Origin of the sequence: Salinicoccus albus DSM 19776 (assembly GCF_000385175.1) — a bacterium.
GTDB lineage: Bacteria > Bacillota > Bacilli > Staphylococcales > Salinicoccaceae > Salinicoccus > Salinicoccus albus.
Map to the genome: position 1 here is coordinate 1 of NZ_ARQJ01000008.1, position 10,205 is coordinate 10,205.

At 41.8% G+C, this 10,205-nt stretch carries 10 protein-coding genes and 1 pseudogene; 1 reads left to right on the forward strand and 10 read right to left on the reverse strand.

Annotated elements, in window-relative coordinates:
• From G343_RS0100200 to G343_RS0100225, 6 genes and pseudogenes are all read right to left on the reverse strand, one after another.
• Positions 1-695 (reverse strand): annotated as a pseudogene (locus G343_RS0100200) (hypothetical protein); the annotation flags it as partial.
• A 233-nt stretch (positions 696-928) separates the two neighbouring features.
• Positions 929-1,768 carry a MurR/RpiR family transcriptional regulator gene (locus tag G343_RS0100205; RefSeq protein ID WP_020006108.1) on the reverse strand — a complete coding sequence of 280 codons (840 nt, stop codon included), beginning with the start codon at positions 1,766-1,768 and terminating at the stop codon, positions 929-931.
• A gap of 139 nt (positions 1,769-1,907) precedes the next feature.
• Positions 1,908-3,413, reverse strand: a complete 1,506-nt coding sequence (locus G343_RS0100210; RefSeq protein WP_020006109.1) for a glycoside hydrolase family 32 protein — start codon at positions 3,411-3,413, stop codon at positions 1,908-1,910.
• A gap of 12 nt (positions 3,414-3,425) precedes the next feature.
• Complete coding sequence (gene tatC, locus G343_RS0100215) at positions 3,426-4,187, reverse strand: twin-arginine translocase subunit TatC (RefSeq protein ID WP_020006110.1); 762 nt, start codon at positions 4,185-4,187, stop codon at positions 3,426-3,428.
• 49 nt (positions 4,188-4,236) lie between these two features.
• Positions 4,237-4,443 (reverse strand): twin-arginine translocase TatA/TatE family subunit, encoded by a 207-nt coding sequence (locus G343_RS0100220; protein WP_026366212.1) that lies wholly within the window; start codon positions 4,441-4,443, stop codon positions 4,237-4,239.
• A 42-nt stretch (positions 4,444-4,485) separates the two neighbouring features.
• A complete protein-coding gene (locus G343_RS0100225) occupies positions 4,486-5,118 on the reverse strand; it encodes a redox-sensing transcriptional repressor Rex (protein WP_020006112.1) in 633 nt (210 codons plus the stop codon).
• Between the two features lie 135 nt (positions 5,119-5,253).
• Here G343_RS0100225 and G343_RS0100230 point away from each other — a divergent pair, with 135 nt between their 5' ends.
• On the forward strand, positions 5,254-7,167 hold the full coding sequence (locus tag G343_RS0100230) for an ABC-F family ATP-binding cassette domain-containing protein (RefSeq protein WP_020006113.1): 1,914 nt from the start codon (positions 5,254-5,256) through the stop codon (positions 7,165-7,167).
• A gap of 367 nt (positions 7,168-7,534) precedes the next feature.
• On the opposite strand, the gene tsaD is transcribed toward G343_RS0100230, so the two are convergent.
• The 4 genes from tsaD to tsaE are packed head-to-tail and all read right to left on the reverse strand — an operon-like array spanning position 7,535 to position 10,085.
• Complete coding sequence (tsaD, locus tag G343_RS0100235; protein WP_020006114.1) at positions 7,535-8,557, reverse strand: tRNA (adenosine(37)-N6)-threonylcarbamoyltransferase complex transferase subunit TsaD; 1,023 nt, start codon at positions 8,555-8,557, stop codon at positions 7,535-7,537.
• Entirely contained in the window at positions 8,550-9,005 is a 456-nt protein-coding gene (gene rimI / locus G343_RS0100240) for a ribosomal protein S18-alanine N-acetyltransferase (RefSeq protein WP_020006115.1), read from the reverse strand. The genes tsaD and rimI overlap by 8 nt, the downstream gene beginning before the upstream one ends.
• Positions 8,981-9,637, reverse strand: a complete 657-nt coding sequence (tsaB, locus tag G343_RS0100245) for a tRNA (adenosine(37)-N6)-threonylcarbamoyltransferase complex dimerization subunit type 1 TsaB (RefSeq protein ID WP_020006116.1) — start codon at positions 9,635-9,637, stop codon at positions 8,981-8,983. The genes rimI and tsaB overlap by 25 nt, the downstream gene beginning before the upstream one ends.
• Positions 9,618-10,085, reverse strand: a complete 468-nt coding sequence (gene tsaE / locus G343_RS0100250) for a tRNA (adenosine(37)-N6)-threonylcarbamoyltransferase complex ATPase subunit type 1 TsaE (protein ID WP_020006117.1) — start codon at positions 10,083-10,085, stop codon at positions 9,618-9,620. Before tsaE ends, tsaB begins: the two co-directional genes overlap by 20 nt.
• Between the last annotated feature and the right edge of the window lie 120 nt (positions 10,086-10,205).

Consider the following 10,205-nt stretch of genomic DNA (forward strand, 5'->3'; position numbering starts at 1 on the left):
GGCGGCTCCTCTGTGGTGTCTTCCTCAGTGGGCTCCTCCGTAGAAGGTTCCTGGGTGCCTTCTGATGTGGACTCTTCTGCAGTGTCTTCCTGGGTCGGTGCTTCAGTCGGTGCTTCCCCAGTCGGTGTCTCCTCTGTGGACGCTTCTTCAGATGAAGATTCTGAAGTTGATTCTTCTGAATTTTCCGCTGGAGATGACTCTTGAGTATCTTCTGATGTCGGCTCATCAGGTACGGGTTCTAAAACACTCTCAGATGTATCTTCTGTCTGCGCTTCAGTTGATGATTCCTGCATTTGTTCTTCTGCTGAATTTGCATTTGCTGATTCTGATGTATTTTGAGAGCGGTCCTGATTTTCGTCTTCAATGTCTTCCTGTCTGGTTTCATTTGTGCGATCATCCTGAACATCTGCCGGCATCAAAGTAGACTGAACCTGTGATGAAGATTGCTCCTCTTCCGCTGGTTCACCTGCATTCTCAGAATTCTCTGTTTCAACGGATACTTCCTGTGTTGTTTCTGCACTTTCTTCTTGTTTATCTATATTTTCATTACTTACTGCAGATTCTTCTTCGGATTTAGCTTGTTGATTTTGATTTTCTGTATTATCAGCACTCACTATTTCTGAAAATCCTGGAGAAATTGTCATAGAAGTCACTAATATTGTGGCGATTCCTGCTTTCACCATTTTTTCTTTCAATATAATTCCCCCCATAGCTTTGCTCATTGCTAAACGATAATAATATAATTATATTAAATGCTATCCAGAGTTTCTACAATATTTGAAAGTTGTTACACAACTTTAATATAAAACGATAATTCTTATAGAATGTTTCAGAAATATTTCAAACTGAAATCTATTGTCAATCAAATTTATACAAATTCATAAATACTTCATATTTATTTTATTAATTTGTATAAAATAAACAAAGTCTAATTATGTGTGACATCATAGGTCTTCATAATTGTATCGTATGCTGTGGATCCGAGCTCTTTGCAGACGTAGAAGAATAAAACATCACATATGACAAGCTGTGCGACTCTGCTTGTCATATTCATGTATTGAATGTTTGTCTCCTCCTCTGTAATTTCTATCGCAATATCTGATTTACGTTTCGCAATGGACGCGTGATTCTGTGTCAATATCACAGTTTTTACACCCAGCTGCTCTGCCAGTTTCACTACTTCAACCACTTCTTTTGTTTTTCCTGAAAGTGTGATGAGGAAAAGGACATCTCCCTCCCCGGCATTGGATAACCTGGTCATACAAAGATATTTATCTGATGTGAAAAATGCATTGACATTTATCCTGTGCAATTTCTGTGCAAATTCATCCCCCACATTGGCGGAATCCCCGAGTCCGAAGATGAACGTATTGCTGGCTTTTGAAAGTACTTTTGCCACTTCTGCCATCCGCGGTCTCTGCACGATTTTTTCAGTATTATGCAAAGCCTGGATTGTATTCTTAAATACCTTATCGAATATATCCTTATGTGAATCCAATTCGAGGTCAATGACCCGTGAAATATTCTCTTTCTCCAAAGTATGTAATTCCTTCGCAAGTTCGACTTTCAGCTCTTTAATCCCGGCCAGTCCGATGCGTTTTGAAAACCTCACGATCGCTGCATCGCTGGTTTCACTGTTCCTGGCTATCTCTTTTACAGGCATATTGATCACTTTTTTCGGATTGTCCACCACGAACTTTCCAATTCTTCTCTCTACCGGTGTCATATGCTCCAATCGCTTATTTATCTGACTCAATACTGAAAACATTCCCTTCCCCCCTGATCAATTGATGTGTAATTTTATAATATCAGACATTTCATGTAATTATAATAATAATTAAAACAAAAATATATTTTCTTAAATCATGATATAAATGCCGATATGATACAACAAATGATTGACTCAACTACGGGTTGTAGATAATTTTTTCATGCTCGAAAGAAGTGAGATCATACTTTGTGAGGCTAAGGAAGCAATCACCGATTTCTGTAGAGAGTTCCACACCCGTGGCTCTGTCTGAAGGGAAAATCCTTGATGACATGACCGCTTCCCCCTGATTGACAAAAATTTCAATACTTGAAACATCTACAAAAACCCTTAAATCATTTAAATCTTCTTCAAGTACTACACTCCGCTTTGTTCCATCCACATTGAGCGGCTGCTCTCCGCTGAACCCGATATCAAGAGTGAGCAGTCTTTTTTCAGTATTATAGATGAGACTCGTTGCTTCTTTCCGGCTTGTTCGCAAGTTTATATAAATTTCAGTGGCATTATTTTCCTTGATATCTACCAGCAATTCATAGCTCTCACCATAGAAATCTTTCATTTTTCTCGGATGATGAGTAATATATCCGACAGCACTGATTTCATTATGTCTTAATTTTTCCAGCGCCGAGATCGGATTCTGTCTCAATCTGCCGTTGCCGAGTGTCACCACTCTGGGTAATGTCATGCAGTTTGCCCAATGATAAGTATCAGTCGGATATGCGGTCCCGGCAATTCCCATCATGCCGATCAGCACCTGCTCTCCATTCTTGCCAACAGTGGTCCGGGGTGCATAAAAATCAAATCCATGGTCAAACTCATGAAATTCTCCGTGATCCATGACCAGAGTGCCTCTGTACAGACGGCCCATAATGTAACCTGACTGATATGCATTCCAATAACTGTACTGGTATCTGTCAATACCATGCGGACAGAATGCCAGAACATCTACGCCGTCTATAGTGAAAAAATCCGGCGATTCCCATAGGAAACCAAACGCCTCCAAATCAGTTCTAATCATTCCTCTGTACTCAAATGCACTTGACGCTTCCGTACTGTAAACAGCAGCTCTGCCATAGTCCGTGATGGTCTGGGCACCAAGAATCATATAGAATACGTCCGCTTCCTCCCAGATTGCAGGGTCCTTGAAGGATTCTGTAAATCCTTCAGGCACGCTGTCTATCAACGGAAAAACATCTTTTCTGACCTTTAATCTGTCATCCATCACTGCATGCATCTGATAAGGTACAGCCGCTCCCTTTCCGAGGATTCTTCGGCCTGTGTAAAAAATATGTACCTGTTCATCAATGACAAAAGCGGAGCCCGAGGAGGCTCCGTGACTGTCATAGATACTATCCGGCCGAATTTTAACCCCCCGGTTGGTAAATACAGCCAGGTCTTCTGAAGTCACATGATACCAGTATTCAATACCGTGATGGCTATCCAGAGGCGACCACTGATAGAATAGATGGTACAGACCATCGTGATATACAAATCCCGACGGGTGACTGAGCAGGCCTGTCACCGGCTGTACGTGATAGTTTTGTCTCCATGGACTCTCCTGAACGGTGTCGATTAATTCTGCCAGATCCTTATGTGACATATCGTCCAGCTTTCTATACGCGTTTCGAATTCTTTTCTCTTCCATCAGGAATACCTCCTAATCAGAATCCAGGGATTCTTCGACCGTTTTCTGCTCTGCTTTTAAATATCTGCGGTATCCAATTTTGGATATATATATGCTGACCTCATATAATACAATCATCGGGATCGTCAGCATAATATGTGTCATCAGGTCCGGCGGTGCAATGAGTGCCGCTATTACAAGCAGTATGAAATAGGCATATTTACGATTCTTTTTCAAAAACATCGGTGTAATAATGCCAAGCTGAGTCAAAAACAGCACCAGGATCGGCATTTGGAAAATGAAACCGAAAGGGATGACTGTTCTGAGCAGAAACCCAAAGTACTGATTGATACCGATCGTGGTTTCTATACCCATGTCGCTGGACAGATCAAATGTGAAATCTATGATATAAGGCACCAGGATAAAGTACCCAAATGCCATACCGAACAGCATCAGTACAAAGACAATCGGAATATAACTCAGCGTCAGTTTTCTTTCATTGCTATGTAGTCCCGGCGAGATGAATGCCCACAGCTGATACATGATGACGGGAAGAATGATGACAAATCCAATAATTATAATAACCATCAGATAAATCTTCAATGGGTCTGTCACCTGAAAGGCATGCATCTGAATTTCCCTTGCCCAAGGAGCATTCTGCATCTGATAAATCATCGGTTTGGACAGGAAAAAACCGACGACCAGAGCAGCGATAAAGAAGTACATCACTATGAGCAGTCTTTTTCGAAGCTCCTCCAGATGTTCGGTGAATTCTCTTTTTTCCTCATCTCTCATTTTACCATGTCACCTCTTTAAAAAAAGGCGGCTTTCGCCGCCTTGACCTCTATGTCTTGGATTCGATTTTCTTCTGCTGTTTTTCTTTATCTTCCTCTTCGTCTTCTTCATCATCAACAGCAAGGCCTTTTGTGGCATCTTTAAACTCTTTTAGCGTTGATCCCATCGCTTTGCCGAATTGCGGCAGTTTTTTCGGTCCGAATATGATCAGAGCGACAACTGCGATAACAATCAGGCTTGTAGGACCTACCGCCATCAATGTGTTTGGTAATAATACCTCCAACATTTTATCTCCCTCCTAGAAATGCTTCATATAAAAGAATAACGCCTGTAATTCAACACTTAAATCGATGTTGTGTACATAAACCTCATCGCTGATATCAAGTTTGATTGGTGTAAAGTTAAGTATTCCCCTGATACCCGCTGCTACAAGTCTTTCCGCCATATCCTGTCCGGAATCAGCTGGCAGTGTAAGAATCGCTGCATCTATACTCTGTTCACTCACAATTTTTTCAAGCTCATCAGAATGAAAAATTTTGGTATCATTGATTACACTGCCAACGATGCTTTCATTCCTGTCAAATGCTGCTATTATATTCATTCTATCATTAATACTGCTGAATTTATAGTTCAATAATGCACTGCCGAGATTTCCGGCGCCAATAATTGCCACATTCCTGATTTCATTACCATGTATATGTTCAGTGAAAAATTTCAGAAGGTTTTTAACGTTGTAACCATACCCCTTTCTGCCCAGTTCCCCGAAATAGGAAAAATCTCTTCGGATGGTTGCAGAATCAATATCAAGCGCTTCACTAATTTCTTTTGAAGATACTCTGTCAGTCCCTGATTTCTCTACTTCTTTGAAGTATCTGTTGTATAAAGGGAGACGCTTCATCGTTGCGTTTGGGATTCTCTTTTTACTGTTCAAATGTCCCACACCTTTTCTATTACCTCTGTTGATACATTATAGCATATCTCCTTTTTCCGAGTGTAGTGTTATTATGGTTATTCTATCGTTTTTTTGACTGTTTTATTGTAAAATTGAAGGTGTGGGGGAATTACAATGATAGTGATGCAGCTTGCTAATATAAAAAAATCTTTCGTTACCGAATTGATTTTTAAAAATATCAATTTAGAAATAAAGTCCGGAGAGACACTTGGTATCGTCGGAAAAAATGGTGCCGGAAAGACGACGCTTATGAAAATCATGGCGGGTGACCTGTCCTATGATGAAGGGACCCTTTCCGTTCCGAAAAATACAAGTGTCGGGTATTTAACCCAGCAGATGACTTTGGAATCCAACCGGACAGTACATGAAGAAATGTTGAAACCATTTGCTGATCTCCTCGAAGTGCGCAAAGAAATGGAAGAGATTACGCAATGGCTGTCAGCACATGAATACGGCCACCCGGATTATGATGATCAATTGAATCGGTTTGAATCTCTGCAAAACCGCTTCGAAGCAAGTGACGGTTATAACATTGAAACTAAGATTAAAACCGTTATGACAGGCTTAAATTTCAGTCCTGATGATCTAAACAGGCATGTAGAAGCATTTTCAGGCGGCCAAAAGACACGCCTTGCCCTTGGCCAGATGCTCCTCTTCAGCCCGGATCTGCTGCTGCTCGATGAACCGACCAATCACTTGGATATGACTACCGTGGCCTGGCTGGAACAATATTTGAACAGTTTCAAAGGCGCAGTGGTCATCATCAGCCATGACAGATACTTTCTCGACCGGACGGTTGATAAGATTTTCGAAGTCGAAATGTTTAAGGGAACACTTTATCACACCGATTATTCCAGGTATACAGTGGAAAAAAGAAAACAATTCAACCTGGAGATGAAAGCGTACGAAGAGCAACAGAAGGAAATTGAGAAACTGGAAACCTTCGTTGCTAAGAATATCGCCCGGGCATCAACAAGCAACATGGCCAAAAGCAGACGAAAAAAACTTGAAAGCATGGACAGAATAGAAAAACCAATGCAGGACAGTAAAAACGCAAACTTTTCATTCGATATACAGAAAGAAAGCGGTAATGATGTGCTCAGAGTTAAAAATCTGAGCATCGGTTATGAACAGGTTTTAAATGAATCGATCAGCTTCAGTGTGGATAAAGGGGACCGTGTCGCTGTAATCGGTCCGAATGGTATCGGCAAGTCAACGCTTGTGAAAACCATTGCAGGGGTGACCCCGGAACTCGAAGGAGAAATAGGTTACGGTGCAAATGTGTCCATTGGCTATTATGATCAGAAACAGGCGGAATTCACCTCCAGCCGGACAGTCCTTGAAGAACTGTGGCATGAATACCCACACATGAACGAAAGTGACGTGAGAGCAATTCTCGGCAGGTTTTTATTCACCCAGGAGGAAGTGAAGAAGACTGTAAATGACCTGAGCGGCGGAGAAAAAGCCCGTATACAGCTGGCGAAGCTGATGCTTGAGAAAAATAATCTGCTGATACTGGATGAACCGACCAACCATCTGGATATCGACAGTAAGGAAGTGCTCGAGCGTGCGCTGCAGAATTATCCGGGAACAATCGTTTTTGTTTCCCATGACAGATACTTCATTGACCGTATCGCATCCACAGTAATTGAGATGGGGGAAAGGGAGATTGGCGTATATAACGGAGATTACAGTTATTATAAACACAAAAAAGAAGAGTATGAAGCCACACAACTAAAAGAAGAAAGTACAAATAAGAGCAATGGAGCTGCAAACAGTTATGAAGCACAGAAAAAACTGCGGAATGAGCAGCAAAGACTGGAGAAAAATGTCGCCAAAATAGAAAACGATATTACAAATACCGAAAGTGACATCGAATCTATTGAACAGGAACTGTTAAAACCTGAGGTCTATGAAGACTATGAAAAAGCACAGGAATACAATCAAAAGCTGAATGAAAAAAATGATGAGCTGGAATCGTTGATGGCAGCCTGGGAACAGGCAGAGGAACAGCTGGATGATGAATAGAGCGTGCCAATGATTATGCACGCTCTTTTTTTATAAGGTATCAATCAGATGTTCGGCAGAATAAGTCATTTTTTCTAAAATTGACTTAATCACAAAGTTATACACATCAAAAGACGCTTTCGTTGCACATTTGTGCTATTTATCCACAAAATCAACACTTCCCATGAAAGTTATACACAATTAAATCCACAGCTGTTTATAAGTTATCCCTCTATTATCCACCGTTTGCCCACAACTTATCCACAGATTGTGGATTAAACATATGTTCCAGGTTGACAGTTATATCATAAGTATTAAAACAGTGTCTATGAATATATGTTCCCTTCATAAAAAATTCCGGCATCTGAATTTCGATGCCGGAGAATACTCAATATGCAATTTCTTCAATATCAATATAATTTCTGCCATTCAGATCCAATGCAGCAAAATGTTTTTTCTTGTATAAATGGTATGCGGCAGCACCAATCATCGCTGCATTGTCTGTACAGTACTTTAACGCGGGGATGCTCAGCTGAATATTTTTCACATCGCATAGTTCTTCAAATTTTGAACGCAGCCCTTTATTGGCCGCCACACCGCCGGCAACAATCAGCTGATTGACATCACAGCCTGCAACAGCGTCCATCGTCTTTTTGGTCAACACGTCCACAACACTCTGCTGGAAGCTTTGTGCGACATCTGCGGTGTTTACTTCAATATCCTTTTGTTTGTAATTATGCAGTGTATTAATCACTGAAGATTTTAATCCGCTGAAGCTGAAGTCATAACTGCCGGGCTCTAAATAAGGCCTTGGAAAATTAAACGTATCTTCACCTTCAGATGACAGACGATCTATATAGGGGCCGCCGGGATAAGGCAGCCCGATGACTCTTGCCACTTTGTCATAGGATTCTCCCACCGCGTCATCACGCGTTTCTCCCATCACTTCAAAGGAAAGATGGTCTTTCATATATATAAGCTCGGTATGTCCGCCTGAGACGATCAGGGCCACGAGCGGAAACTTCAGTTCCTCTTCCAATTGATTGGCGTAAATATGGCCTGCAATATGATGAACCGGTATTAACGGAAGATCATGGGCGAAGCTGAATGCTTTTGCTGCATTAATGCCGACCAGCAGCGCACCGATCAATCCTGGCCCTTCTGTGACCGCCACAGCTGTCAGATCTGCCGGTTTTAAATCTGCTTGGGCCATTGTTTCTTCAATAACCATCGTAATGCTTTCTACATGGTGTCTGGAAGCAACTTCCGGGACCACACCGCCAAACCGCTTATGACTTTCTATCTGGCTGATGACTACATTCGAAAGTATGTCGTTCCCATTTCTGACAATACTGCAAGCTGTTTCATCACAACTTGTTTCAATGCTCAATATAATTACGTCTTCAGTCATTCAATTTCACCCACATCACATGTGCATCCTTTCCCGGTCCGTAATAGTTTTTACGTACGCCCCCGTAGTTGAAGCCTTCCTTTTCATATAAATTCATAGCTGCAGTATTATCTACACTGACTTCCAGGGACAGTATGTCAGCCGACTGTCCAGCATAAGCCTTGGCATGGACAAGCAGCCGCTCACCGTATCCATTTCCCCGTGCTTCTCGTGCAATCGCTATCGTTGTGATCTGACTCTGATCAACGACCAGCCACATCCCGCAATAGCCGACAATTCGGCCGGCGGCTTCCAAAACAAAATAATGGGCAAATTCATTTACTGATAACTCTCTTAAAAATACTTCCAGCGTCCACGAAGTATTGGGAAATGATGCAGATTCTATCGCATGGACATTTTCAAGGTCCCCGATTTCCATTTTTCTTATAACCGGTTCTTTTCCAACCAATTTCTTTCAGCCTCCGATACTCTTAAATATTCGGGTACCAGCTGATGCACGCCCTCACTTTTCAAAGCGGCCCGGTATTTCTCAACCGCAGTAATTCTGGGCACAGTATGCGTGAATTCCCCAGCCCCTGCACTGAATTTCTCATCGCGATCAAGCAGCACTTCCGGTGAATTGAATGATTTCAATTTCCCTTTAAGAGCGTCGAAACTCATGTACTGAGGCTCAACCAGTATTTCATAACAATCTTCTTTTATCTGATAAACTGCACCAAATACATTGCCACGCCTGCCATCAAAAACGGGAGCAAATATGCCTTCTCTGCCGGTTGAAGCGGCAATGACAAACAGGGAAGATACAGAATAAAGTTCGACTCCCAATGAAAAAGCCAGCGTTTTAGCGGCAGTCACGCCAATCCGTACCCCGGTGTAAGACCCGGGCCCTCTTGCAACGATGATCCGATCTATCTTTTTTTTATCGATATCAGCGATTTTGAACAATTTATCAACATAATCCATGATTGTTCCTGAATGTGTTTTTTTTACAGTTGCATTGATTTCGGCAATCAATGCATCATCACGATTAAGTGCAATTGAGAGCGGCCTGTTGGAAGTATCAATCAGAAGAGATATCATTTTTAAAGTCCTCCAGTTGTGATTCATAATATTCCCCGTAAGATGTGAAAGTAAATATTCTGCTGTCATCCAAATCATTTCTAATGTTAACAGACATACAATCGTCCGGCAGAAATTCTTCGATGAACTGCGGCCATTCTATGATACAGACATCACTGCCGTTAAAGTATTCATCAAATCCCAGGTCCTCCCCGCTGCCTTCGAGTCTGTAACAATCCAGATGATGAATCATAAACTTTCCTTGATAGGATTTGATGATATTAAATGTCGGGGAACTCATCCTCCGTTTAACACCGAGTGAAGGTCCCAAATACTGGGTAAAAGTTGTTTTCCCGGCACCCAAATTGCCGTACAGCAGAATGACTGTCCCTGGTGTAATCACCCTTGCCAGAGTTTCTGCAACGGCTTTTGTCTCTTCCAAATCGTTTACCTTTACTTCCAGTTCCATATCCCAACCACCTGTAAATATATGCTTATTTTCCATTATACAAAAAAAGAGACCGCATGGGTCTCAATCGCTATGTACTGCCCGGCAGCGTCCTACTCTCACGGGACGTCAGTCCAACTA

Coding starts and splice junctions, on each gene's coding strand:
- G343_RS0100205 (WP_020006108.1), bottom strand. CDS start 1,768: ATGTTTTCAGTATTGAGTCAGATAAATAAGCGATTGGAGCATATGACA.
- G343_RS0100210 (WP_020006109.1), bottom strand. CDS start 3,413: ATGGAAGAGAAAAGAATTCGAAACGCGTATAGAAAGCTGGACGATATG.
- tsaE (WP_020006117.1), bottom strand. CDS start 10,085: ATGGAACTGGAAGTAAAGGTAAACGATTTGGAAGAGACAAAAGCCGTT.
- G343_RS0100230 (WP_020006113.1), top strand. CDS start 5,254: ATGATAGTGATGCAGCTTGCTAATATAAAAAAATCTTTCGTTACCGAA.
- tsaD (WP_020006114.1), bottom strand. CDS start 8,557: ATGACTGAAGACGTAATTATATTGAGCATTGAAACAAGTTGTGATGAA.
- tatC (WP_020006110.1), bottom strand. CDS start 4,187: ATGAGAGATGAGGAAAAAAGAGAATTCACCGAACATCTGGAGGAGCTT.
- tsaB (WP_020006116.1), bottom strand. CDS start 9,637: ATGATATCTCTTCTGATTGATACTTCCAACAGGCCGCTCTCAATTGCA.
- G343_RS0100220 (WP_026366212.1), bottom strand. CDS start 4,443: ATGGCGGTAGGTCCTACAAGCCTGATTGTTATCGCAGTTGTCGCTCTG.